22 protein-coding genes and 1 pseudogene are annotated in these 24856 nt (G+C 35.6%); 4 read left to right on the top strand and 19 right to left on the bottom strand.

Annotated elements, in window-relative coordinates; translation table 11 throughout:
• Nucleotide 1: 1 nt before the first annotated feature.
• The gene (locus Q5760_RS10420) at nucleotides 2–202 is read right to left on the bottom strand and encodes a hypothetical protein (RefSeq protein ID WP_428912115.1); all 201 of its coding nucleotides are present in this window, start codon (nucleotides 200–202) and stop codon (nucleotides 2–4) included.
• Nucleotides 203–773: 571 nt separating this feature from the next.
• Nucleotides 774–2156, bottom strand: coding sequence for a M28 family peptidase (locus tag Q5760_RS10415; protein WP_428912114.1), 1383 nt, complete (start codon nucleotides 2154–2156; stop codon nucleotides 774–776).
• A gap of 544 nt (nucleotides 2157–2700) precedes the next feature.
• On the opposite strand from Q5760_RS10415, the gene Q5760_RS10410 reads away from it, so the two are divergent.
• Nucleotides 2701–3699 (top strand): DUF3231 family protein, encoded by a 999-nt coding sequence (locus Q5760_RS10410; protein ID WP_428912113.1) that lies wholly within the window; start codon nucleotides 2701–2703, stop codon nucleotides 3697–3699.
• Between the two features lie 744 nt (nucleotides 3700–4443).
• Here the strand turns inward: Q5760_RS10410 and Q5760_RS10405 are convergent.
• Both Q5760_RS10405 and Q5760_RS10400 read right to left on the bottom strand, forming a co-directional pair.
• A pseudogene (locus Q5760_RS10405) lies at nucleotides 4444–4692 on the bottom strand (4-hydroxyphenylacetate 3-hydroxylase C-terminal domain-containing protein); the annotation flags it as partial.
• Between the two features lie 162 nt (nucleotides 4693–4854).
• The gene (locus Q5760_RS10400) at nucleotides 4855–4974 is read right to left on the bottom strand and encodes a YjcZ family sporulation protein (protein WP_428912112.1); all 120 of its coding nucleotides are present in this window, start codon (nucleotides 4972–4974) and stop codon (nucleotides 4855–4857) included.
• Between the two features lie 596 nt (nucleotides 4975–5570).
• Here Q5760_RS10400 and Q5760_RS10395 point away from each other — a divergent pair.
• Nucleotides 5571–5936, top strand: a complete 366-nt coding sequence (locus tag Q5760_RS10395) for a hypothetical protein (RefSeq protein WP_428912111.1) — start codon at nucleotides 5571–5573, stop codon at nucleotides 5934–5936.
• A 794-nt stretch (nucleotides 5937–6730) separates the two neighbouring features.
• Here the strand turns inward: Q5760_RS10395 and Q5760_RS10390 are convergent.
• The 3 genes from Q5760_RS10390 to Q5760_RS10380 form a co-directional block, all read right to left on the bottom strand.
• Entirely contained in the window at nucleotides 6731–7156 is a 426-nt protein-coding gene (locus Q5760_RS10390; RefSeq protein WP_428912110.1) for an RND transporter, read from the bottom strand.
• Between the two features lie 323 nt (nucleotides 7157–7479).
• Nucleotides 7480–7854: an ATP-binding protein gene (locus Q5760_RS10385; protein WP_428912109.1), complete on the bottom strand. Its 375-nt coding sequence runs from the start codon at nucleotides 7852–7854 to the stop codon at nucleotides 7480–7482.
• Complete coding sequence (locus Q5760_RS10380) at nucleotides 7815–8072, bottom strand: histidine kinase dimerization/phospho-acceptor domain-containing protein (protein WP_428912108.1); 258 nt, start codon at nucleotides 8070–8072, stop codon at nucleotides 7815–7817. The genes Q5760_RS10385 and Q5760_RS10380 overlap by 40 nt, the downstream gene beginning before the upstream one ends.
• 1221 nt (nucleotides 8073–9293) lie before the next feature.
• Between Q5760_RS10380 and Q5760_RS10375 the strand changes: the two genes are divergently transcribed.
• Nucleotides 9294–9899, top strand: a complete 606-nt coding sequence (locus tag Q5760_RS10375; protein WP_428912107.1) for a hypothetical protein — start codon at nucleotides 9294–9296, stop codon at nucleotides 9897–9899.
• A gap of 166 nt (nucleotides 9900–10065) precedes the next feature.
• Here Q5760_RS10375 and Q5760_RS10370 read toward each other — a convergent pair whose 3' ends face one another.
• From Q5760_RS10370 to Q5760_RS10330, 9 genes are all read right to left on the bottom strand, one after another.
• Nucleotides 10066–10173: a biotin/lipoyl-binding protein gene (locus Q5760_RS10370; protein ID WP_428912106.1), complete on the bottom strand. Its 108-nt coding sequence runs from the start codon at nucleotides 10171–10173 to the stop codon at nucleotides 10066–10068.
• Nucleotides 10174–10218: 45 nt separating this feature from the next.
• Nucleotides 10219–10431: a hypothetical protein gene (locus Q5760_RS10365; protein WP_428912105.1), complete on the bottom strand. Its 213-nt coding sequence runs from the start codon at nucleotides 10429–10431 to the stop codon at nucleotides 10219–10221.
• Between the two features lie 338 nt (nucleotides 10432–10769).
• Nucleotides 10770–12023: a Zn-dependent hydrolase gene (locus Q5760_RS10360; protein WP_428912104.1), complete on the bottom strand. Its 1254-nt coding sequence runs from the start codon at nucleotides 12021–12023 to the stop codon at nucleotides 10770–10772.
• Nucleotides 12016–13632 (bottom strand): amidohydrolase, encoded by a 1617-nt coding sequence (locus Q5760_RS10355; RefSeq protein WP_428912103.1) that lies wholly within the window; start codon nucleotides 13630–13632, stop codon nucleotides 12016–12018. The genes Q5760_RS10360 and Q5760_RS10355 overlap by 8 nt, the downstream gene beginning before the upstream one ends.
• A 33-nt stretch (nucleotides 13633–13665) precedes the next feature.
• Nucleotides 13666–15012, bottom strand: a complete 1347-nt coding sequence (locus Q5760_RS10350; RefSeq protein ID WP_428912102.1) for a TRAP transporter large permease — start codon at nucleotides 15010–15012, stop codon at nucleotides 13666–13668.
• A 2-nt stretch (nucleotides 15013–15014) separates the two neighbouring features.
• Nucleotides 15015–15500, bottom strand: a complete 486-nt coding sequence (locus Q5760_RS10345) for a TRAP transporter small permease (RefSeq protein WP_428912101.1) — start codon at nucleotides 15498–15500, stop codon at nucleotides 15015–15017.
• 40 nt (nucleotides 15501–15540) lie between these two features.
• Nucleotides 15541–16569: a DctP family TRAP transporter solute-binding subunit gene (locus Q5760_RS10340; RefSeq protein ID WP_428912100.1), complete on the bottom strand. Its 1029-nt coding sequence runs from the start codon at nucleotides 16567–16569 to the stop codon at nucleotides 15541–15543.
• Between the two features lie 17 nt (nucleotides 16570–16586).
• Nucleotides 16587–17345 (bottom strand): class II aldolase/adducin family protein, encoded by a 759-nt coding sequence (locus Q5760_RS10335; protein ID WP_428912099.1) that lies wholly within the window; start codon nucleotides 17343–17345, stop codon nucleotides 16587–16589.
• A 24-nt stretch (nucleotides 17346–17369) separates the two neighbouring features.
• Nucleotides 17370–18326 (bottom strand): D-2-hydroxyacid dehydrogenase, encoded by a 957-nt coding sequence (locus tag Q5760_RS10330; RefSeq protein ID WP_428912098.1) that lies wholly within the window; start codon nucleotides 18324–18326, stop codon nucleotides 17370–17372.
• Nucleotides 18327–18626: 300 nt separating this feature from the next.
• Here Q5760_RS10330 and Q5760_RS10325 point away from each other — a divergent pair, with 300 nt between their 5' ends.
• Entirely contained in the window at nucleotides 18627–20033 is a 1407-nt protein-coding gene (locus Q5760_RS10325; RefSeq protein WP_428912097.1) for a sigma-54 interaction domain-containing protein, read from the top strand.
• A 184-nt stretch (nucleotides 20034–20217) separates the two neighbouring features.
• Here Q5760_RS10325 and Q5760_RS10320 read toward each other — a convergent pair whose 3' ends face one another.
• The 3 genes from Q5760_RS10320 to Q5760_RS10310 all read right to left on the bottom strand — a co-directional run bounded on the left by Q5760_RS10320 (nucleotide 20218) and on the right by Q5760_RS10310 (nucleotide 24854).
• Entirely contained in the window at nucleotides 20218–21630 is a 1413-nt protein-coding gene (locus Q5760_RS10320) for an amidase (RefSeq protein WP_428912096.1), read from the bottom strand.
• A 94-nt stretch (nucleotides 21631–21724) separates the two neighbouring features.
• Nucleotides 21725–22660 carry a cyclase family protein gene (locus Q5760_RS10315; RefSeq protein ID WP_428912095.1) on the bottom strand — a complete coding sequence of 312 codons (936 nt, stop codon included), beginning with the start codon at nucleotides 22658–22660 and terminating at the stop codon, nucleotides 21725–21727.
• A gap of 187 nt (nucleotides 22661–22847) precedes the next feature.
• Nucleotides 22848–24854, bottom strand: a complete 2007-nt coding sequence (locus Q5760_RS10310; protein WP_428912094.1) for a hydantoinase B/oxoprolinase family protein — start codon at nucleotides 24852–24854, stop codon at nucleotides 22848–22850.
• Nucleotides 24855–24856: the final 2 nt, after the last annotated feature.

Genomic DNA, 24856 nt, shown 5'->3' with positions numbered 1-24856 from the left:
TTCAGAAGCCATTTATTGATGGCTTCTGGTAAGTCGGATTTTTATCCACACATGTAAAGACCGCAAAGATTTCCAGAAGTGATTCAAGCCAAGATGATTTGAATGGTGTTCCATGGATATCATGAAAATCACCAGTCTTTCCCTTTTTTGAAACTGCAGATGGTTTCTCAACATCTTTGGTACTCTTTTCCCTAAGATTCATTGTAGTTTATTGACCACCGAACTCATCCCAAAACCATCTAGTATGACAACATCATGTTGATCTGTATACACATGTTCCTTAATCATTTTTTTGATTGTTTGTAAAGCCCATTTATCATTAAACTGGTTACATTTTGTCGTTACTCTTTAAACAATGATTTAGAACCACAATTCTAAATCAATACATTTGATAACGAAGTAGGGGATTTAGAAAACTTCCTTACAGTATTTAAAGGTATTTTTGATAACCTTCAAACTCTATCAACACACTATTTAGATTTGCTTGAAGGGAAGCAAGAATATGAATATGACGCACGCCAAAAACGAGTAGAATGAAATGTGAATTTTATGGTGATTATTAAATATCCAAAATAATAATAAATAAGATAAAGTAGTAGTCTCTTGTCATTTTTTACGAAAGCTGATAATCCGATTGATTCCGAAATAAAAGACCTTCTGAATTTGATTTAAATTCAAATTCAGAAGGTCAATAACTTAGTGTTTTACTACATCGGTAATATCTGCTGATAGTGTAGCAGACGCTTTGCATGTGCAGTTGCAAAAAACATTTATTATAGTTCTCTTTCCTCAAAATCATAATCGACTTCTTTTGGTGCAACTTTTGCCTTCTCTAATGCCGGAGTATCTGGGCGAGCCACTTGATAAACAGCAGCTCCAACAATATTCGATACTTCCTTTAGTTTTTCTTTACTAATTTTGTCGATCGTATCTTCTGGTGAATGATACCATGGTTCAACTGGCGCATGGATAAATAACGCTGAAGGAAGTCCAATTTCTGAAAATGGAACGTGGTCACTTCGCCCTTGCATTCCATAAGCTGTTGCTTCTCCCGTCTTGGATAAGCGTGCACCAGCCGCTGCCCCTAAATCCGTGACAGTATTTTTATCACCATCAGTCGTGTACATAATTAAGTCGCCGGCATCCTTACTTCCAACCATATCCATTTGGAACATACCAACTGTTCGATCATAGTCTTCCTGTGTCATTCTTTCTACAAATTCATAGGATCCTAATAATCCATTTTCCTCAGCGCCAAAAGTGACAAAACGAATATCCGTATCGGTTGGCGCATTCGCAAATACTCGTGCCAACTCAAGTACAGTCGCTGTACCGGATGCATCATCATTAGCCCCTGGCGCCCCATCTACAGAATCATGATGTGCCCCCACAAGAATCAATTGATTTGTAGATTTATGGGTTGCTTCTTTCGTAGCAACTACGTTATGAGAAATGGCCTTGTCTGTTTCAGCTCCTTCTATTTTTAAAGTGGCCGTTACGGTTTCACCATTTTCCAAACGTTCTTTTAATTCGGTTCCTTGTTCTTGTGTGATCGCTACAGCCGGAACATATTTATCATTAGGTTCACCAAGAGTTCCATTAAGGACACCATCCGTGTTGTTATAAATAATGACACCTGCTGCTCCTGCTTTAGAGGCGTTTAAGATTTTCTCTGCAAAGCTAAACCCACCACGCTCAATTAATGCAATCTTTCCTTCAACATCTTTTTCCGCAAAATCACTTGTCGCTCCTAACCCAGCGTCAACAAGGTCCGCTGTAACCTCCCCATTTACACCATAGCTAAAGTCGAGTGGTGCCTGTTCAAAGTTCATCCCATCAACCTTTAATTCTATTAAACTAGGAGCTGTGTAACTATAAATCTCGAATGGTTGCACTTCCGTGTCATATCCATAAGACTCAAATTGACTTTTTATGTATTCAACTGCGGCGTCTTCACCTGGTGTTCCGGCAACACGTGGATTCTCTGAAAGCTTAACAATATGGTTATAAATGTTGTCTACTTTAATCCGTTTCACAATTCTATTGTCAAATGCTTGATCGGATTGTAGATTTTCTTTTGGTGCCGCCCATGCTGGAGTGGCCCCTACAGAAAGACTAGCTGCAAGCAAAATCGATAATGTTGTTTTTTTAAACAATGAACATCCTCCTCTTTTTCAATTTTTGAAATACTATGACTTATAGAAATCTTAAATGGATTTCTATAGATTGTCCACTGTCGAAATTCCTAAAACTCAGACACTTATTTCATTAAATTGTTCAAACTTCAATACTTTTTACTCACCCCACTTTGTACGCGTTCAAGATCTACTATAAGCAAAACGCTAGGTCGGTTCCGGTGTTTCAAATCTGATACAAATCTTAGGTTATATGGTTTAAATGAGAAAAAATTGAAACTTTTGCCCTTTATTTAACTGTCGATTTTATGGGGATTCCTTCCCATCCCTTGTTCCAAAATGAAACACAAGAACCGTCCCCATGTTTCAAATAAAAAAACAAAACCCTTGTTGAAGTATTTGACAGTTATTTAAGTACAATATTTCACAATTATCCTTTGTTTGAGCAAAAGTCAATATTAAGTGTTTTTGGTATAAAGGGAAAATAAGGGAAGCTGTATACTTCAATACCAATTCCATAAAATAATCTTAAAATACCCAATGAAAAAAATTGGAGGTATTTCCTATGGGAATTTTCAAAAAAAACAGGAGCAACACTAGCAACTCTTTAACCGCTGCGGAAGTATCAGCCCTTTGGCTTCAGTATCTGGGCGATAGTATGGCAATATGTGTATACAAATATTTTCTTAACATCGTTGAAAACAAAGAGATAAAACTCATTTTAGAATTCGCATTACAGTTAGCTGAGAGCCATGTTACGAAAATCACCGAATTCTTAAAAAGCGCTAATTTTCAAATCCCAATAGGATTTACTGAGAATGACGTGAATGTTAATTCCCCTCGACTGTTTTCTGACCAATTTTTACTTTTTTACACGTATATAATGACCATACATGGTTTAACCGCTTATAGCTTAGCGATTACAAACATGGAGCGACAAGACATTCAAAATTATTTTTTTGATTGTACGGTTTCATCTAAGGAATTGTTCCAAAAAATAGCCGAATTAGCAAAAAAACAGCCAAAATTTACAAGTGTCCCCTCTATTCCTTCACCTCATGGGGCGGAGTTTATAGAATCACCAGGATTTATTTCTAATTTAATTGGTGACAAAAGACCACTAAATAGTTCGGAAATCAGCACTCTTTTTTTTAATTCTACGAAAACTGGTTTTATCAGTTCGTTAAGTTTAGCTTTTAGTCAGGTGGCAGTTCGTGAAGACGTTCGTAATTTTATGTTAAAGAACGTTAAATTAGCAGGGAAAGATGCTGAAAGCTTTGACGCTATCTTACAACAGGATCATTTGCCAATCCCTGAGAAATGGGATGCTGAGATTACCGATTCTACTGTAAGCCCATTTTCTGACAAATTGCTCATGTTTCACGCAGGGTTTTTAGTTAATGCAGCTCTTACTTACTATGGTGGATCAATAGGTTCCAGCTTCAGATCGGATATAATCGTAAACTATTCTAAAGTATTTACCCACGCAATGGAGGCTGGTGCTTTTTCTTATAATATTATGGTTAAACATGAATGGTTAGAAAAACAACCTGAGTCCGATTGAAAAAAATCTCATGTACCAGGATCAAACACAACGCCTTTAATTTTTTACCTAAAATAGCAAATGATAACCATATTTACTCTTAAATTAAAGGGAATTGTTAGTCGCTCCTTTCTTCCACTAAACTACCCTTTACTTCAATAAGAAAAAGCTATTCTCCTACTTGAAGGTTGAAAAACAAAGTTTCACGTAATTTGATTACTGATGTTGCAATTTACTCCTCTATCTACTTTATTCGGTTAATCAGAAAATGTTGTTTATGGCAGTGTGTTTTCTAAAGGGGAAGAAGAGCAAGAATATATAAGAACAGGCTCAATATTTCAATTCCTTATTATGCTAAAGTACCCGTTTTTTGTAGTCCTTAGTAGTCTGAGCCCTTTCCAGAATTAACCCGGAAGGTTATAAAAGATTTAATATGTATGAAGAAGACGGTATCCTATACCGTTCTTCTACTGGAGAGTGAAATATATGAGACTGCTACACTGGTGGCGGCTTACAATAATGTATGCCTCAAGGCTTAAATTGCCCTGTACTTTTTAATTAAAATTTAAACAAGAAAACCCTGAATTTCTTTAACTCTCTAGAAAAAGGATATGTTCTTAATGTAACCCCGAATTATAATTCCACCTAGATTTCATCCAGAGGCTTTAAAATACTATAGGTTGATGGTCTTAATTAAGCAAACAGATAGGAATAGCGTCTCTACCTGTTAAGGGAACGTTCGAAGTTGTAATTTATTTTTTACAATCAAATATCTTGTTTTTTTAAATTTAATAATACACTCACTATATCCACCTGTTTATCCTTTGGATAGAATGTGTACAAGCCATTTGCTTTTCGAATAGGATCGCCAAAGAAGTACCTTTCATACTGAGTTTGTCTTGTGCCAAATGGACTCATTGTTAAATCCCATGCTAAGCGGAATAGTTGCACTCGTTCTTCTGCATTCCTGCTGTTTGCTTGAAGGTATTGATCGATGTCCGGTCTAATCTCAGAAAATCTATACCTCCTCTCGAATTGTTATTATAAATTATGTATCAAGAGAAATATCGTATGTACTAAAAACCCCTGAAATATATTCAGAGGTTCTTAGGATTTGAAGGTTGGATAAAACAAAAGTAAACGCAAAAATTATTTGCATATCCACCACTAAAGCTATTAGTTATAGAAAGAAGCTCCAACAATAATCAAAAGAATGAACAATACTACGATTAAAACAAAAGTACTGCCGTATCCTCCGCCATAACCGTAGCCACCACAGCTATATCCATAGCCCATCTTCTTCACCACCTTAAATTTGATACTTTATTTTACGTATCTGAATATAATTTGTTTGGATAAACAACATGAACGAAGTGAAATTGTACATTTTTCCCAAAAAGACAAAGACTTATTAAAAACCTGATTCTGTATTGACTTTCACCGTAACATTTTCAATATGTAACGATACAACAACGTTTTAATATAATCTAGCTATGTATAACTTTTTTGCACTCTGGAAAAACACTGGTATTTATTTCTATGTTTATTTTGAAGTTAAAGCCATAAATGATCGTTAATGGAATTTTCTTAGGGTTCCTAATAGGTATTCTCTTATAAAAGAATATGGCCCTTAATGAAAACAGACGTTTTGTGCTAGGTTTGGCAAAAAAGCGGCGTAATAGGTTCTGTATGAGTATTACCCTCTTCCCTTATATTTTTTGAATAAATGGAATACTAGGTATCAGGGACTGATTAACAAATCAATGAAAATATACATTTTTGGCGTTTTGTTTGTTGGACTCTTTCCTCACATGACCATAAATAGGGATGATTTGTCCAATCCTTTAAATAAGGATGAGCATAATTTATCCAGGAAAGGGGGGAACGATAATATGGAAAAAGATAAAAGACAGAATCCAGTTTCAGAGCATGAATCGGACATGTTATCCACTTTTATGTTCAGGCATAAAAGACAGAGACGAGCACCGTTAAAAATAGAAGAAACAGAGGATAATCAAACGTCATCCATTATAAGACCTCAAAGACCCGACTGGATTTTAGGACATCGTAGAAAAGAACCGATACATCAAACGAAGGATCCCGAAAATCAAATTGAGCAGCTCCTTAACGGAGTAGACCAAAAATTACTTTTTGAAACCATAGATAGGGCCGCTGCTTTCATAAAAAATATGAAACCTTTGTTAGAAGAAATAAAGCCACATTTAAATTCAATGATGACCAAATTCACAAAGAAATAACTTATACAATTTAAACTTAAATATATTAGTTGAATGCATTGGAATCAACCGATTTAAAAAAAGAGGGGCATCCAACCTTAAGTATCGTTATAGGGGAGAAACACACGGAATAACAGAACTATTAGTAGACCGAATCACTATGATTAGGTCACTTTTTATTCCCTTTATATCAATATTTAGTGATTTAAACATATTTCAAAAATGCCCACTTATTCCCTATTTTCTGTATTTTTTCAGCTTTTTACGAGAGTTAAAATAGCGATTTTCAATGTTCAACAATTATTATAACTTAGAGAAATCCTGAAGAATATTATTCTGCTTCTTTCATAGGTGAAACGAATATGCTTAATCTATTTCTCCATAATCCCACATTTTATACCCAAGGAAATGTACCTTCTGGCAATTCAAATACTCTTTGTTCTAGAGGGCTAATTGGTTTACTTAATTCTTTACAACCTGTGAAAAAGTAGCTCGGTGTATGGTAACTGTTCTTCCTGTATCATTAAAGTAAATAAACTTCATGTCATTATCCCCTCCTTAAAGCAACCGATTGTTGAATAATAGTATGCACCACTCTTAAATTAACCTGCCCGTTAGTCGAATAAGAAAAAGGATTGCCGCGGCAACCCCATTTTTTAACATAAGCACCCGATAGTTTAAGTACATTTTTTCACAAACATTTAACAGGGATGCTACCCCGTTACTTTAATAAAAAGAATGCTGTATATGATAGCCTGGTTCGATAAATATTGCTACCCATTAGCAGAAGGTTGTTTTTAAAGTAATTCAAATGATTAACTCTTATTTGTAGTCTTGAGACGTTGTATAAGAAAAGAAATTGAATAAGAACTTATTAAAATCACCCCTATTAGGAAAGCGATAAAGAATCCAATCATCCCCTGTATACCAACCCATCCAATCGTAAATGTAAGAAAAAATAATACATAGCAAAAACCAACCAGAATGATAGTAATAGGAACGTTGAACGGGAATAATCGTTTCCAACCTATTGCTAAAAAAACAGAAATAATCAGTATGGCAATCGAGATAATAATATGGAGTGTCCCCCAACGGAATCCCACACGAGACTGCGCATCTTCACCAAAAGCAGGTGTATTGTATAGGTCGTATAATGTGACAATTGCAGTAATAACCGCCGTCAATACAACTATTATGAAAATACTCCAGTTTATAATTTTCAGGTTAGTTTTATTCTTCATTTAATCCCCTCTAACTCCCTCCCAATTGTCCTAACTACCAAAAAGTAATTGATTCATTTAATATAACTTCAACAAAAAAGGAACTTCTCCTTCTTCGAAAAAACTACCCTATAGTTTAAGTACAACCTTTCACAAACACCACACTAGCATTACCTTAAGTATTCAATTTTTCCTGAGTTCCTTCCTCCATTAAATGGTCCTATAGCTAAAGAAGGCGCATTTCTTTTTCCTTAAATGCACCCGATTATGGAGGATCTCTTTGTTGAATAGAAGCGTTGTACTTCCCAGTCAATGACTTTGTTCGTTAGTGGTGAGACTTTAAGTTAATTAAATGGAAGCGTGAGTGTAAAAAGGCTTCCTTCCCCTTTTTGACTTTCGACATGAATAGAACCTTGATGAGTTTTCATAATATAATTCATGATGGAAAGACCCAATCCTGATCCACTACTTTGTTTTTTAGTTCTTGACTTTTCACCGCGAAAAAAAGGATTAAAAATGTTTGAGATATTTTCCTCATCAATCCCTTGACCATCATCTTTCACTTTTACAATAAGATGGTTATTTGTTTGTTCGACTTCAATCAATTCAAGATTCGTCTCATTTCGAATCAAATCAAATTTCATTTTTTCCAACATCTCTTCAATGTAATATTTTACATTCACAACTTCTTTATGAAGGGGAAGTTCGTATATTTCCATTTTCGAGTATTCGAAATTAAATAATCTAAGTGATTTGATTTATCATGAATAACTCTCAGATACCTTTCACGCATTTCTTGATCCCTTGCTACCCCATCTAGTAAACCTTCAACATAGCCCTTTATTGAAGATAAAGGTGTTCGCAAGTCAAAAAATGGGGTCCGTCCCCCGCCACGGCAATCCTTTACTTCACCGTGGGACTGAGCCAATGGGCTCATATTTCTTATTTTATTAGGAGCTGGATGCAGAAACGTTACAGTCGATCACGATTCAAACTACTAGGATTCAAATCTAATTATTCGAATATGATTCAATTAGCTGATGGGTAATTTGGAGTGCTTACAAATAATTAGGACGATGCGTATCAAAAAATGAAAGTTTATTATTTCGATAAAGAAAAGAAAGAGGTTATCTATATCAATGAAAGAGTCCTAAACGTTATGGTTAGATAAGAATATGGTGGTTGTTTTTGCCCATCCCCCCGATAAGCTGGAATAAGGGATCTTTCCGAAAAGTTCATCCTCGTTAAATAAAGAATGGGCGCTATCTTATGCAAGAATAGCTCCCTTTTCTTGCATAACTAATGATTTAACTAGCTGACATTTTGGAAGGTCAAAGACTTATTAAAGCCTGAACACTTATTGAACATTAGCACCTGGCTTTAATAACAAATACGATTTAACATAAGTTTAGTGAATAGATTTAAAATGACCTAAGATACTCGATTGCCGTCTCAGCATATATCTCGGCAGATTCTACTAAGTCCTCCACTGAAACCCGCTCATCGTAACCCTTGTCTGCGACAATGTTTCCTTTGTTCCACCCTGGATGAAACCTGGATTGTAAGAGGGACGATAGAGTAAATGTGACAGTAAAGGATTTCCTAGACGATTAGATAGGAACCACTCCGTATTGTACAAAAGTTGACAAAGTTCCGCTGTTTCACTTTTAGTGCAAATCTTAGGAGATATGGTTTAAATGAGAAAAAATTGAAACTTTTTCCCTTTATTTAACTATCTATTTTATGGGGATCCCTTACCAACCCTACCCATTGTTCCAAAATGAAACACAAGAACCGTCCCCATGTTTCTAAAGATAGAAAAATTACTTCTTTCACTAACCTAATTTCATAATCAAGGCAATACTCCTCTAATATACAATTTGAGTTGGGATTTATCGTACTGTTATCAAAAGCCTGGGAACTTTATAAATCTGATAATTGGTAACTTTCCATAATAATAAATTAAAGCTAATTCTATTAATATATGAAAGATAGCAAAAAGAAAAAATTCGGCTTCTGCACCGCCTTCACCCGTTGTGTACATATGTATATCTTCTATATTTTCCCCAAGCGAACTATATTAGCGAACAAAGTGTCATAAATCTATGGTAATATAATTTTTGTTGCGATACTTACTTCTTAGGGGGAATAACACAAAATGAAACAATTTATAGGAATTATTCTTGCTGGGGCAATGTCTTTATCCATGGGGACACAAGCGTTTGCTGCTGGCACAAACAACGGAAATCATTACGGATGGGAGAAAGGCAAACACAACCCACACAAATCCGTGGTCACTTCCGGTTTAAACAATGGAAATCACTACGGGTGGGAGAAAGGTAAGCACAACCCACATAAATCCGACGTAACACCACCTGAAAATGTTGAAGAGACAGTTTCTTATGATCATCTAATTTTTGGAGTAACTGACGAGGCTATCTCTTTAGATAAGCATAGAGTAGATTTAATGGCTGATGAGTCCACTATTCAAGCCATTGAGGTAGACTTCAATAGTGGTTCAAACACTGCTTACTTAGATATTATTGGTATCCAAGTATTAGATGGACAGTTAGTTTATGTAGTCTCTAATGACATTAATCCCAATAACTTTCCAGCATCATCAGAAGCAGCTCATTTATTAGTAAATGCTTTAGGTTATGAGCAATTACACTTCATGTTACCTCAAGAATTTGAAATTTCTTCTCTATTCTATGTAGAAGGTGCTAGTGTTTTTATGTCTGACTATAAACAACCCTTATTATAAATTATGATACGTAGCAAAGGAGGGCAATTTCCCTCCTTTGATTCTTGTCGATATCAAGCCTTTGTTTCCTTATTTATTCCCTTTGTAAGATTTTTTTGCATGATGATCATATATAGATATAGCACACATTGAAATCTTTCAGGTATTCTATATAAATTAAACTAATTTAGTCATCAACTTTAATCACAAGAATCGGATCGCCTTTCTTCACCGCTTGACCATTAAGTACCAAAATATCCAAAATTTGACCCTTAGCCCCAGCTTTAATATTCATTAGGTCAAATACGAATCCACGATCTAATTTAGCAACGATTGAATTTTAAGAGACTATCTGACCGCTCTTTATAAACCATTTATCTTTTTGAATTGAGGGTGCAAACATACGAGGTTTAGGGTCCTCAATTAGAACGTATGCTTCATCTTCTGTTGCTCTTACAATGTGATAATTACCATTATAAGTCTTTACTCGGGCATTTGCCTCTGCTTTCACTAAAATATAAGCAAATTCCTCAGCTTTCTCTACTGTTGTCATAGATAGAATGGTAATAGGTGCCTGATCAACTAAAGTCTTTGCTTCCTTAAGTTTTATATCCTAAGATTTCACTAACAGCTTTTATTACATTTATTTTAGAATCTCCGCTACTTGTCTTCAATAAGAAAAAGCCATTCTCCTTTTTGAAGAATAGCACCCATAATCCTAGAAGGTCGTCAAGTGCCTTCCTTGACTGCCTTCTAGGGTTATGAAACACTTGTAGGATGATGAGAAGGAGAAAGAACTCAGTCCTTGTCAGCACTGAGTTCTTTAAGAAAATCCGAAAATATATTGTCTACTTTTGGGATCGTAACGCACTATGACAGAGAAATAATGATTTATATGTTAACATTACTAACCGTAGCTATTTTTTGAACTACATTCAAAAGAAGATTTGCTCCTTTTTCAATATATTCCGTTTTTGTATATTCCTCTTGGCAGTGGCTTTTCCCATCAACACTTGGGACAAAGATCATTGCTGTGTCCGTCATATCACTAATATATTTAGCATCATGACCTGCACCACTAACCATCTTTTTATATTGGTAACCCAATCGCTTTGCTTCCTCTGTTAAATGAATTATTAATTCATCTGAAAAATCAGTTGAATTCGTTTCCCAAATTTCCTTCATTTCAATCTGAACCTGTTCAATGATCGCTATTGTACTTAATCTTTGCCGGATCTCCGACATTAATTGCTTTCGGATTTGGTTATCTGGATGTCTTATATCAATGGAAAACGTAACCTCACCAGGTACACAATTGATTGAATTAGGGCTAATTGAGATGCAGCCAACCGTTATTGTTGATTCGTTGTCTTGTTCCAAAATAAGTCGATTGCTATCTGTGATCATTTTGGCAGCAGTCAATAATGCATCTTTTCTCATAGACATCGGGGTTGGGCCTGCATGATCCGATTGTCCAATAACCTTTACCTCCAACCAATTCATCCCCTGAATTCCTGTTACAATACCAATGTCCAAATTTTCCCGTTCGAGAACAGGACCCTGCTCAATATGCAATTCAATATAACAGAAAATATCCTTTAATCGATCTTTTTCGTTGCCTTCGTAGCCAATCCGTTTTAATTCTTGCTCAAAGGTCTTTCCATCCTTATCTTGACGACTGAAAATAAAGGACTTATCAAATATTCCCGAAAGACCACCAGACCCCATAATAGGAGGTGCAAAACGTGCGCCTTCCTCATTCGTAAATGAAACGATCTCCACTGGACGATTTAGTTCAATTTTATTATCATTTAAGGTTCGGATAACTTCTAATGCGGACAAAACACCAAGAATTCCATCATAACATCCGCCTTCTGGTTGAGTATCAAGATGGGAACCAATTAGAATAGGAGGTGCTTCAGGATTTTGTGCTTTTGTTCTTCCATAAATATTTCCAAAATCATCTATACGTACATGTAGATCTGATTGCTTCAACCATTCGACAAAAAGATCCCGCATTTGCTTATCTTCATCTGTTAGTGCTAAGCGACGAATTCCTCCTTTTGGAAGACTGCCGATCTTGGCACTTGCATCTATTGTTTGCATTAATCGATTCAAATTAATAGACAGCTTTTTATCACCCATGTTGAAACTTCCTTTCCCTTTGATAGACAACTTCCCCATTAATCATCGTCATCTCTACTTCTGTATTTTTTACTTCTTCAGCACTAAACTCCATAAAGTTCGCAGGCAATACGACTAAGTCTGCTAGTTTCCCAACCTCTAATGTACCTTTAATATTTTCATCGAATGCAGAAAATGCTGCAAAAACCGTATATGTTTCAACAGCTTCATATAAGCTGAGTCTTTGCTCAGGTAAATAAACGGATTTACTTTTTGTTTCTCTACTCATTGCCGCATAGATTCCCTCCAATGGAGAAAAATTAACAACAGGACTGTCTGAACTACCAGCTGGCTTAAGACCTGCATCATAAAACGATTTGCTTGCAAATACATGATCGTATATAGGTTTGTCTAGAATCTTCATGTAGGTATCTCCCATCTCATAGACTAATCCGTATTGAGGTACTGGGATTACACCAAGTGACTTCATTTTTTGAATAATTTTCTCATTGGTAATAGCAGCATGTTCAATTCGATGACGATGATCTCTACGAGGGTACATTTGCAATGCACTTTCAAAGATAGAAAGAACCTTTTCTATGGCAACATCCCCCATTGCATGAACTGCAACTTGATATCCTGCTTTGTGTGCTTCTAATATTTTCTTTTCGAGCTCATCATCAGAATATTTGTAAATCCCATAATTATCTTCTGAATGTAAGTACTTGACAGATACAGCCGCAGTTTGTCCGCCCATGGATCCATCACAAAATAGCTTAACTGATCCTACTTTTAAACCATCATTTCCAAAATTTCCTTGAAGTTTTATAGCATTTAGATGCTCAAAAAAGTCTGTTAGAATCATAGCGTATGTTCGAACGTTAATTTTTTTATTAGCATATAATTGTTGTAATACTTTAAACTCAACCAGTGTACCTGTAAAAAAGCCTAATCCTGCTTCATGTACACTTGTTATCCCTTTTTTGACGTACTCTCTATCAGCTATTAACGCCATATCTTCGAGCATTTTTTCTGTATAAGGAGGCATAACATTTTTAACAAGATCCAATGCCTTTTCTTTAATAACTCCTGTAAGTCTTCCTTGTTGATCTTTTTCTATAAGACCTCCTTCTACATAAGTATTTTCTGTAATCCCTGCCAGTTTTAAAGCTTTTTCATTGAGAACAGCCTCATGCAAACAGTATCTTCCGATATACACTGGATTTTCTATATCATTCAAATCCTTTTGACTTAATGGGTTATCATCGGAAAAGTTTGATTCATTGTAACCCCAACCAATGATCCAATCATTCGGTTTACTTTCGTTTACCCGTTTTTTAACAGCATCAAGTACTTCAGCTGATGTGGAAAAGCCACAGTTAATATTTAACAAATTAAAGCCCGTGTTAAAAATATGCTGATGCGCATCAATAAAGCCTGGGAGTACTGTTTTTCCTTCTAAATTAATGATTTCAGTATTTATTCCTTTGTAACCTGAAATGTATTTTTCGTTTCCTAATGCTAAGATTTTGCCATCTTTTAAGGCAATAGCCTCAAAAGTGCTTTTCTTATCGTCAATTGACACAATTAATCCATTATATAGAATTTTATCAGCAAATATATCTTTCATCTTCTGCTAAATCCTCCATCTTAAGAGTTATGATTAATTAGTCAAACCTGGTAAAAATGTAGAGAAAAATGGAACATAACTTAATATGAATAATACAAGTAACATGACAAGGAAAAATGGTATTGCTGCAACTGCTATTTTTTCAATCGAAATATTACCTATTGCTGAAGCGACAAACAAATTGACACCAACAGGTGGTGTAATAAATCCGATGGCAAGTGCAGTAACAAGAATAACACCAAAATGAACAGGGTCGATCCCAACTTGTGTAACGATTGGAAGTAAAATAGGAGTCAAAATTACGATAGCAGCTATTGTATCTAGGAAGGCTCCAACAACTAACAGGAACAAAATAATCAAGAATAGAATTACATATATATTCGATGAGAATCCAAGGATTAGATCAGCCACTTGTTGTGGGATTTGCTCTATATTTAATACATAAGCAAATGCAATGGATAAACCAATCATATATAATGTGGCACCTGTGACTTGGATCGTTTCTAGTGCACTATCATATATATCTCTCCAACTTAGTTCTTTGTGTATAAACTTTCCTACGATTAAACCGTACACAATGGCAATTGCTGCTGATTCTGTAGGTGTGAAAACGCCCCCATAAATACCACCTAAAATGATGATTGGTGTAAGTAGCGCCCACTTAGCTTCATAAGAGGTTTTTAGAACATGTTTGAAATCTATTCTTTTCATATTCATTTGTTCAATTGTTGCTGATGTTTCCTCAACCGTAATGGTTTGGTCTATGATACTCTCAGAATATTTTTTTACCTTTTTTCTAATGATAAAGTACGAAGCAATCATTAAGGAAAAACCTATCATTAATCCAGGAATAATCCCTGCTAGAAATAGACTTCCGATTGAAACACTACCAACAACTCCATATAAAACGAGCGGTATACTAGGAGGGATGATAACCCCAATCGCTCCTGCTGATGCGGTTAATGCAGCAGCAAAACCACGTCCGTACCTCTCTTTATCCATTGCAGGGATCATAAAAGAACCGATGGCAGCAACGGTTGCTGGACCAGAGCCTGAAATAGCTGCGAAAAACATACATGTCAAAACCGTTACCATAGCTAAACCGCCGACTATAAACCCTACTAATGAACTAGCAAAATCTAGTAATCTTTTGGAAACCCCACCTTTTCCCATTAAGATTCCTGCCATCATAAAAAATGGGATGGCCATGATTGGAAAAGAGTCTAGAGATGTAAATACTTTTTGGGTTAACGTCATTAAAGGGATACCATCCGTAAAGAAAATTGCAGTTATCAAGGTAGACAAACCAATAGCAATTCCAATGGGGACACTTAATGCAATAAGTAAGAAAAGCGATACAAATAGAGCAATTGTCGCCAACTCTACACCTCCCTTTCATCCGCATTAGGCTTAAAAATATAGATAGCTTGTTGAATTAATCTTAAGGCCATTAAGCTACCACCAATTGGCACTGCTAGATATACAATCCACATAGGAATTTCGTTAGAAGGACTTGTTTGCCCAGTTGCAAAAAGATTTGAGATTAACTCTGTGCCGTTCAGAACAAGAAATAATGCAAAGAGAAACCATATAAGTAATGTTATTAATTCTATGACCTTTTTTCCGGTTTCATTGACTATGTTTTTTACAAGTTCCACTCTTATGTGTTTTTGTGTTCGTACTGTGTACGCTGCACCGATCCAAGCTATCCAGATTAAAATATATCTGGATAGCTCTTCACTCCAACCAAAAGAGTAACTAATTACATACCTAGAAATCACTTGTAAGAAAACCAAAGTAACAATGAGTAATAATGAAGCAACCAAAATCCATTCTTCAATTTTTGCATCCCTAATTTTTTTACTCATTAACTGTCCTCCTGGTTAAACATTCTAAGGTCTGCCTCGATTATTCATCCACAGCTTCTACCGCTAAATCCATATACTCTTTACCAATTTTATCCGTATATTCATCATAAATTGGTTGTAGATGTTCTCTAAATTTCTGCTTGTCCTCTTTAGAAAGTACATTCACTTCAATTCCAGCTTCTTTCAATACTTCAAGCTTCTCTGTATCTTGTTGGAAGGCTAATTCCCTTTGAAGCTTGGACATTGCTTTTGCTTCAGCAACAAAAATTTCTTGTAAATCCGCTGGAATAGAATCAAATTTCTCTTTGTTAATAACCGTAATGAGCGGAGCATACGTTTGATCCCCAATTGTTAAATATTTTTGAACTTCATAGAATTTCATCGAATAAATTAACGAAATGGGGCTGTCCATTCCATCAAATGTGTTTTGCTGTAAGGCAGAGTATGTTTCTCCAAAGGCAAGAGGAGAAGAATTTGCACCCATTAAATCAAAAGCATCTTGATATAATTTATTTTCAATAACGCGAAACTTCAATCCTTCAAAGTCACTTGGTTCTTTAATTGGTCGAACATTGTTCGTATATTGGCGGAAACCATTTTCACCATACCCGAGCCCTACAAGTTTTTGGTCAGGTAATAATTCATCTAACTTATCGCCAAGCCCTCCGTCCAATGCTTTGTGTGCCTCATCTCTACTCGGAAAAAGAAATGGCAAATCAAATACCATAAACGCAGGCTCGAAGCTTGCTAATGTTGGTGTAGCTACCATTGTCATATCGATATTCCCTAACTGTGTCGCTTCTACCGCTTCACGATCAGAAGCATATAATTGTGCATTTGGAAATATTTGCAGCTCAATTTTACCATCTGTTTTCTCTGCTAATTTTTCTTTAAAATCTAACAATGCTAGATTTGATGCATGCTCTTCAGGAACAGCATGGGTTATTTTGAGAACCACTTTATCTGAAGTATCACCGCCAGATGTAGACTCTCCTGATGAACATGCTGTTAAAAATATTGCTAATAATAGGGAAAATGATAGAATCTTAACTATTTTAATAAGTTTCATAATATACACCTCTTCTATTAATTTAGTAAATCAGGTTCTTGCTTAAGGATTCTTTCCCACATTGGTTCAAAATTAATTTTTGCATATGTTGTGCCAACTTGCCCTCTCGTTTTAATGGCTTCTTGATGATCGATTTTTATTGGCTTTCCTGCTGCTTCAGCCAATAATTGTGCTTGACATGCGCGTTCCATTGAGATAAACCACCAAACTGCTTCTTCTACTGATTTCCCCACAGTTAGTAGCCCATGGTTTCGAAGGATAACGGCTTTATAATTTTTTAATGCTGATGCAATTCGATCTCCTTCTTCTGTATCTAAGACGACACCCGTATAGTCATCAAACAAACCATGGTCCTCGTAAAATGCACAAGCATCCTGTGTAATAGGTTCAAGTAGCCTTCCTAATGTTGAAAAGCTTTTTCCATAAATAGAGTGAGAATGGGCAGCAGCAATTACATCTGGCCGTGCTTCATGTATTCTTGAGTGAATGGCAAATGCAGCTCTATTGATCGGCTTATTTCCTTCGACTACTGTTCCTTTGTCATTTGCTAACACTAAATCTGAAACTTTAATTTGACTAAAATCCATCGCGTATGGATTAACCCAAAAATGATCTGGATATTCAGGGTCTCTTGCCGTTATATGACCAGCAACTCCCATATCAAAATCATATTTAGCAAAAAGACGGAAGGATGCCGCTAACCTCTCTTTCCTATACTGACGCTCTTCTTCAATTGTTCTTTGTTCTTTCGCTAGAGAAATGTTTTGGTTTTCCACTTGTTACATCTCCTTTACATAACATTAGAACCCTCTATCAAAATCAATATAATATGGGGGTTGTTCATTCTTTTGAAACGCACTAAAATTTAATAAAAATTTATCCATAGCTCTTTCATAATAATTTTTTGTTCGTGCTGCCATATGAGGAGTAAGAAGTAAATTTGGCGCACCCCATAATGGATTATCTTTTGGCAATGGTTCTTCATCGAAGACATCCAAAGCTGCTCCACTGATATCTCCATTTTCAAGACTGGTTATCAAATCTTCATTATTAATAAGGGGACCACGTCCTAAATTAATTAAATATGCACTTTTCTTCATGAGAGATAATTCATTTTTACTTATGCAATGATGCGTAGCTGGGGTTGCAGGTAGTAATAAGATGATATAGTCACTTTCTTTTAAAACCATTTCTTTATTATTCATTGAATACATTTCATCAAATGGTGGCTTTTGGATTCCATTTGTATTTATACCAATTACATGCATTCCGAAATCACGGCACCTTTCGGCAATTGCCACACCTACTGTACCTGCACCAAAGATCGAAACTGTTTTACCATACAACTCTTCATCATATCCAGTACGATCCCAAACTCTTTTGGCTTTATTTGTGTTATATTTCTGAATGTTTTTCGTGAAATATAACATCGTGCTTATTACATGTTCAGTCATCGGAATTCCATGAATCCCCTTAATATTAGTAAGCATTACATTTCTCTTTCTAAGTTCTTCTATCGGCACCTTCTCTGTACCTGATTGAAAAACTTGGATCCATTTTAATGAAGGCATTCTATTAAGAGCTTTTTCTGTAATATCAGACCCGTATGTGATCCATATTTCGACTTTTTCCAAAGGTAATCTATTTACAGGATTTAAGAAATCTTCCTCTACTAATACTTCCATGGGCTGGACAAATCTAGTAAGTTTAAGAAACTCTTTTTCAGGTAATTTGTCTGGTAGAGAAACTAAAAGCATGTATTCACCTCCTAAAGTATTTAATACTAGTAATGCAATTACTATGCCAATAATTTAGTGTGTTTTATTTAAAACAAGACCTATATTTAAGTGTTTTCATTTATTTTGATATCTAAATTACAACAATTGAACCGAAAACGATTCAAAAAAAATGCAAAAGAGACTCAAAAAAACCACTTCAAATGCACAATTTTCTGAATATTTTTATTTTGATTCTTTACCGACTCATATTTTATGCTAGAATGTTAATAGAATATTAAATTTATTATTTTATTTTTAATATGAAAGGAGATTGTAAGTTTGACAATAGAAAATATTCCCTTTTCACCCAAAAATTTTGAACGAATACTAAACTCGATTACTGATGGGATTCTTATCTCTGATGGAAAAGGAAAAGCTTTATGGGCTAATGAATATTGTTTGAATGCAATAAACAAAACTAAAGAGGAGATTATTGGCAAATACGCTGAGGAACTAGAGGAAAAAGGGATTTTTAAACCGTCTATAACGAATATGGTACTTACTGAAAAAGCCATGGTCAGTAGTGTGCAATTAACAGAGAATAACGGAAAATTCATGGTTTCTGGGCACCCCATTAAAAATCAACAGGGAGAAATTGATTTAGTTATCACGCATGCTCGAGATATAACGGGTACAGTCCGAACTACTACAAAATTAGAAGAGATGCAAGTACTGTTAAAAAAATATAGTATGGAAATTATGAAGATGAGAAATATTAGCAAAAAAGAGGAAACGAATAATTTCTTTATTGGGAAAAGTAAAACATTTCATTCAACATTTAATCTGATAAATAAAGCAGCTTTAGTAGATACGACTGTACTTATAACAGGAGAAACAGGAACTGGTAAGAGTGTGATTGCTGGAAGAATTCATCAATTGAGCGAACGAAATAATATGCCCTTTGTTGAGATTAACTGTAGCGCTTTACCAGAATCTTTGATCGAATCGGAACTATTTGGATATAAAAGAGGAGCATTTACTGGAGCCAACAAAGAAGGAAAAGTAGGCTTATTAAAAATGGCTGATAAAGGCACTTTATTTCTTGATGAGATTGGAGAACTTCCTATCCATTTACAGGCTAAATTTTTACAGTTTTTACAACAAAAGAAATTCACCCCTATTGGAGATACCACATCCTATTCAGTCGATATCAGGATTCTCGCAGCTACAAATAAAAATTTACATGAATTGGTACAAGAAGGTAAATTTCGTTCAGACTTATTTTACAGACTGAATGTACTACCAATAAATGTACCCTCTCTAAGAGATAGACAAGAAGATCTCTTTTACTTACTTCAACTTAACTTAGATAAATTCAATAAGAAACATAATTGCCACTGTAAACCAACTCATCAAGTCATTGAAGCCTTACAAAATTATGATTGGCCTGGTAATATTCGTGAACTTGAAAACCTTATAGAACGTTTAGTCATAACTACTTCAACCAACGAAATAACGATAGAACATCTTCCATCTTACATACTAAACACGCAAAAAAAATCTAACCATTTATTGGAACTAGGAAAAGGAAAAACTTTAACAAGTACACTCGATGAAATTGAGCGAAATATTATTGAGGAAACCTATAAAAAATATCAAACAACAAGAAGAACAGCCATTGAACTGGGGATTAGTCAATCTTTATTGATGAGACGACTTAAAAAATATAATTTAACAAAAATATAAGAAACAAACAGACTGCGGAAACATTCGATAAATTCGACCTCTCTGCAGTCTGATTGGTTTAAAATATAGTTTTAAAAACCTTGAAGCGATTGCCATGTTTCCGAAACACTTTTCTTTTTTACGGGATCAATTTTAAATACATTCTCCTACTAATGTTCGTTCTTCTCGTACACCATAATTATTTTTAGAGTGGTAGAAAGTTATACTTTTTCTCAAATGCAGATGCAAAACGGTACAATGTACTCTCATCAAACCATTTACCTATAAGTTGCAAACCAACGGGTAATCCTGATTTAGATATACCACAAGGAATGGATAGACCAGGTAAACCAAGTAAATTAAATGGACCTGTAAAACTATTTAGTACAAGACTTATATGAAGAATCGAACCATTTCTACTTACTTCCCGTTGTCCAATGTCCGTAGGCAATATTGGGACAGTTGGTGTAAGGAGTATATCTACCTTTGATAGAACTTTACGAAAATCTTTCATGGCTTGCTGTTTTACTTTTTGCGCTTCAATATATTGTACTGCATGAATGTCACTACCTGTAAGAAGCCGCGTTTTCACTTCATCATCCCATTCTTCAGGGAATTTTTGTAAATTCTCTTTGTGAACGGCATACGCTTCACTTTTTAAAGTGATCCTGAATGCTTCCAATATGGGATTCATATCTGGAATTTCAATTCTTTTAATATGCGCTCTCAACCTTTGAAAAGTTTGAATTGACTTTTCATAATGAAAATTAATTTCCTCATCCTCTGCTTGAAAAAAAGGTGTATCTGGAATGCCTATGTTTAAGCCTTCGATACCTTTCTCTAAATTTGCAGTAAAGTCTATTTTATCCGTGTATTGTGAGTGTGGATCAAGATCATCAAAACCTGATAAAGTATTCATCATGATTGCATTATCTTCCACAGTTTTTGTCATAGGTCCAACCGTATCCATTGTCCAACTAAGCGGATAGACTCCATGTTTGCTTACTCTTCCATATGTGGGTTTTAATCCTACAATGCCATTAAATGATGACGGAATCCGTACCGAACCCCCTGTATCGGTACCAAGGGCAGCAAAACATAGGGATGAAGCAACAGCAACTGCTGAACCACTACTTGAACCACCTGATATTTTTGACGGGTTGTAAACATTCTTAACAGGACCATAAAAGGAACGTTCACCTGTAGTTCCATAAGCAAATTGATGTGTATTCACTTTACCTAATATTACCGCTCCAGCCTCTTTCAATTTACTTACAACGGTTGCATTATAGGATGGTCGAAAGTTTTGGTAAATTTCAGATCCCATTGTTGTGATGATGTTTTCAGTATAAATTAAATCCTTTATAGCAATTGGGATACCGTGTAATGTACTTTTAAAATTACCTAACATAATTTCTTTTTCCGCCTGCTTTGCCTGTATAGGGGCCTCTTCCTTACAAATTGTAATATAAGCATTGATTTCTGGATTCTTCGACTCAATCCGGTCTAACAATTTTTGAGTTACTTCCACTGGAGAGACCTGTTTCTCTCGATAAGCAAGGGACACTGTTCTTAAGTCCTTAAACAATAAGTTATTGTTGTTTTCGTTTGTTTTCACTCAGATCTCTCCTATTTTCCTAATTATTTTATTCGAATTTTAGTCATGAAAAAAAAGGTGTTCTACAAATTGTTTCAACACCTTTCAAATGATTTTATTTTTTAATAGCAAACACAATAGGCTGTAATGGGGCACCTGTTGCACCTACAAGTGGCATGGCTTTTCCGATAAATCCAACCTCATATATCTGTTCTTTTGCTAGGTCTTCTAGCCATAACATTTCGATAATCGGAATTCCTACTTCAGAGAATAAATACGTATGAACTGGAAAATAATTGTCTTTTTCAGGTGATGGTGCTTGCTCTAACGCTATATTGTCACCACCGAGAATCATTGCCCCTAAACCAGCTAAATATTCTGCTCCTTCAATGTTTAGCCCTGGTGAGTTATTTGTAAACTTTTCACGATCAGGCCAAACATTCATTCTTCCTGTACGAATCATGACAATATCACCTTCTTGTATGGAAACCCCCTGTTTCTCCATTGTTTCAAGAAGATCATCTTGGCCAATTCCATAGCTATCAGGTAACATGTCAACACCTTTTGCACCAGCAACATCTAATAATACAGCTCTTGCAATAATTATCGGAAAATTTTCAGGGCCACACTTATTCCAATGTCTACTACCAAGGTGTTGTGCTTCGTTAAAACCATTCCAGATTTCTCCTCTATATCCAAAATGGTTAAATGTATCAATATGAGTACCGCAATGAGTGTACATGGAGATTGCGTCCCCTGAATAACCAATAAGCTCCTTCCCTTCTTGGGTGGCACTCATTAATTCATCATGGGTATTTCCTGAAGGATTATGTGTCATCCAAATTTGATAGGGAGGATCTCCCGCTGCTGTCCACGAAGGCATTCCCATAAAATAGTTGACTGTTAAATCAAACGTTCTCGACATGTCGATGGAGGACATTACTTTTTCGCGAGATTCAGGAGTGATTAAATTTAAACGACCGATCTCATCTTCGGGACCCCATGGACTAACACTAACTTTTAATTGGCGAGTATGAACAAATTCACACATAATTTATCACCCCTCATTAAATTTAGAAACGTTACATATTAGATTGTGGAAAACACAAAGCTTAGATCGAAGTAAGATAGTCTACAAAACCACTTTATTAACAAACTAAAGGTGCCAGCTGTCATACATTTTTGAGGACTGGGCTGACACCAATAGAATTGAAAGGTTCTAGATTAAGCGATTGTTATTATTCCCAGTGAGCTAATGTTCTTTTACGCATCATTTCACGGTTTTGTTCGGTTGACTTTCTTAAAATAGTGTTCGTTTTTAAATCTAAGACAATTCCATAACGACGAATTAAATCTAAATGGTCTACTTCACCTTTTAAATACATCTCATATACTTTATCTACATCTTCTTTTAACCATTGCTTTCTATGCTTTCGAATGTATTCACGAGCTTCTTTTGTTGCTTCTAAATCGATTTCAAATTGATCTAGGTCACGATCAATTTCTTTAATTACAACACCATAGTCTTTTCTAGCTCTTTCAATCGAAACATATTCATCGATAACATCCTCCAACACATCTTGAATATCTCTTTTAAGAGGATCACCCAAACCTCCACCTCCAGCAGATGGACGGGTAAACATATCACCATCTTTTAATTTGACATTGGAGAAGACGGTGCCCAAAAATTGCTTTTCTTCATCCTTTGGGTGTAGCCATACACCATGTGGAATAGATGGAAGTCCTCCGAAGATCCCCCATGTTACAGAACGAGAACGGTCACAACAATAAGACATAACCGTATTTTCTATATTCTGTAATACACCTCCTTTTTCGACACCACAGCCTCCACGGTATTGTCCTGGACCTGCAGAGTCTGTTAATATCTCTAATTTTGTTGTCGAAACAGGACTTAATCTTTCTTGCCCTTCACTTGGCTGAATCATCATTCCTAAACCAAATACAGCTGTTAAAGCGTTCGCGCCATCCCGATCAATTCTGCCTCCATGTCCACCAGGCATCCAATCATACCACATGAAATATTGATCATTATATCCTTCTCGCTTGTCATTTCCACCTACTAGTAAGTATTCTAAATTAAAGGAACATGCTAAAGCTCTTTCAGGCATGATATAGGACCATAGTTCAAAGCAGGAGTTCATGATCTTTTCATATGCACCTGAACAAAATCCCGTCACCGCGATTGGCCATGGGGCATTTACCACCGAGTTTTCTGGTAAATACGTATGAACCACTCGATAAAAACCTGAATTTAACGGGATATCTGGAAAGAATGTTTTTGTCCCTGCATATGTCGCGGAAAGGGCTGCACCAAAACCTGAATTTAAAAAGATACTAATATATGGATGGGATCCACTTAAATCATAAAAAATCTCATCATCTTTTATCGTCATTTTAACCTTAATTGGAATTAATCCATCCCCTATTTCTGGATCCATGTCAATGAAGTCTGTTGTTTCCCATGTACCATTAGGAAGCTTTTTGACTTTTTCCCTTGCCATAAATTCTACATAATCTTGCACTTCATCAAAAGCAGTTAAAATGGTATCAATGCCATATTTCTCCACTAACTGTAAAAGTTGAGTTTCTCCTACTTTTGTAGCTACCGCTTGTGAACGTAAATCCCCTAAACGTTCTTCTGGAATACGCATATTGGCAACAAGCATATTGGCAACATCTTTCAAATACACTCCTCGACTCCAGATTCTTACTGGTGGAATACGCATACCTTCCCCGTAATGATCTTTAGAATTTACATCAAAAGAGCCTGGAACTGATCCACCCATATCCGCCCAGTGTCCATTTGCTTGCATAAAAGAAATTACTTTCCCATTGTAGAATACAGGACGAATGACACGAACATCATTAAAATGGGTACCACCACGATATGGGTCGTTGACTAGAAAGACATCTCCGGGATGGATGTCATCACCAAAATCTTCAATTACGGCCTTCGCAGTTAAGTGTAGAGTACCAACATGGACAGAGATATCCTGAGTTCCCTGCATAATCGTATTTCCATCTGCATCACACATTGCGCAGCTAAAATCACGATTAAAAATAACAAATGAATAACAAGTCCGAAGAATTTGTTCCGCCATTTGATCCACTAGATTAATAAAACCGTTTTTTAATACTTCAAATGTAACTGGATCTAATTTACTACTATGGTTGACCTTTAAGCCTATAGAATTATCAGATTGACCATTTAGAGTATGACTCATAT

It is taken from the genome of Niallia sp. Kr1 (genome assembly GCF_050389805.1).
Classification (GTDB): domain Bacteria; phylum Bacillota; class Bacilli; order Bacillales; family Cytobacillaceae; genus Bacillus_BD.
The sequence above is the reverse complement of the archived record's forward strand: the minus strand, read 5'-3'. Positions and strand labels throughout refer to the sequence as shown.

Bases quoted from the DNA above. Each gene is read 5' to 3' on its own strand.
- Q5760_RS10420 (WP_428912115.1), bottom strand. From the start codon at position 202: ATGAATCTTAGGGAAAAGAGTACCAAAGATGTTGAGAAACCATCTGCA.
- Q5760_RS10410 (WP_428912113.1), top strand. From the start codon at position 2,701: ATGGGAATTTTCAAAAAAAACAGGAGCAACACTAGCAACTCTTTAACC.
- Q5760_RS10400 (WP_428912112.1), bottom strand. From the start codon at position 4,974: ATGGGCTATGGATATAGCTGTGGTGGCTACGGTTATGGCGGAGGATAC.
- Q5760_RS10395 (WP_428912111.1), top strand. From the start codon at position 5,571: ATGGAAAAAGATAAAAGACAGAATCCAGTTTCAGAGCATGAATCGGAC.
- Q5760_RS10390 (WP_428912110.1), bottom strand. From the start codon at position 7,156: ATGAAGAATAAAACTAACCTGAAAATTATAAACTGGAGTATTTTCATA.
- Q5760_RS10385 (WP_428912109.1), bottom strand. From the start codon at position 7,854: ATGGAAATATACGAACTTCCCCTTCATAAAGAAGTTGTGAATGTAAAA.
- Q5760_RS10380 (WP_428912108.1), bottom strand. From the start codon at position 8,072: ATGAGCCCATTGGCTCAGTCCCACGGTGAAGTAAAGGATTGCCGTGGC.
- Q5760_RS10375 (WP_428912107.1), top strand. From the start codon at position 9,294: ATGAAACAATTTATAGGAATTATTCTTGCTGGGGCAATGTCTTTATCC.
- Q5760_RS10370 (WP_428912106.1), bottom strand. From the start codon at position 10,173: ATGAATATTAAAGCTGGGGCTAAGGGTCAAATTTTGGATATTTTGGTA.
- Q5760_RS10365 (WP_428912105.1), bottom strand. From the start codon at position 10,431: ATGACAACAGTAGAGAAAGCTGAGGAATTTGCTTATATTTTAGTGAAA.
- Q5760_RS10360 (WP_428912104.1), bottom strand. From the start codon at position 12,023: ATGGGTGATAAAAAGCTGTCTATTAATTTGAATCGATTAATGCAAACA.
- Q5760_RS10355 (WP_428912103.1), bottom strand. From the start codon at position 13,632: ATGAAAGATATATTTGCTGATAAAATTCTATATAATGGATTAATTGTG.
- Q5760_RS10345 (WP_428912101.1), bottom strand. From the start codon at position 15,500: ATGAGTAAAAAAATTAGGGATGCAAAAATTGAAGAATGGATTTTGGTT.
- Q5760_RS10340 (WP_428912100.1), bottom strand. From the start codon at position 16,569: ATGAAACTTATTAAAATAGTTAAGATTCTATCATTTTCCCTATTATTA.
- Q5760_RS10330 (WP_428912098.1), bottom strand. From the start codon at position 18,326: ATGCTTTTAGTTTCTCTACCAGACAAATTACCTGAAAAAGAGTTTCTT.
- Q5760_RS10315 (WP_428912095.1), bottom strand. From the start codon at position 22,660: ATGTGTGAATTTGTTCATACTCGCCAATTAAAAGTTAGTGTTAGTCCA.
- Q5760_RS10310 (WP_428912094.1), bottom strand. From the start codon at position 24,854: ATGAGTCATACTCTAAATGGTCAATCTGATAATTCTATAGGCTTAAAG.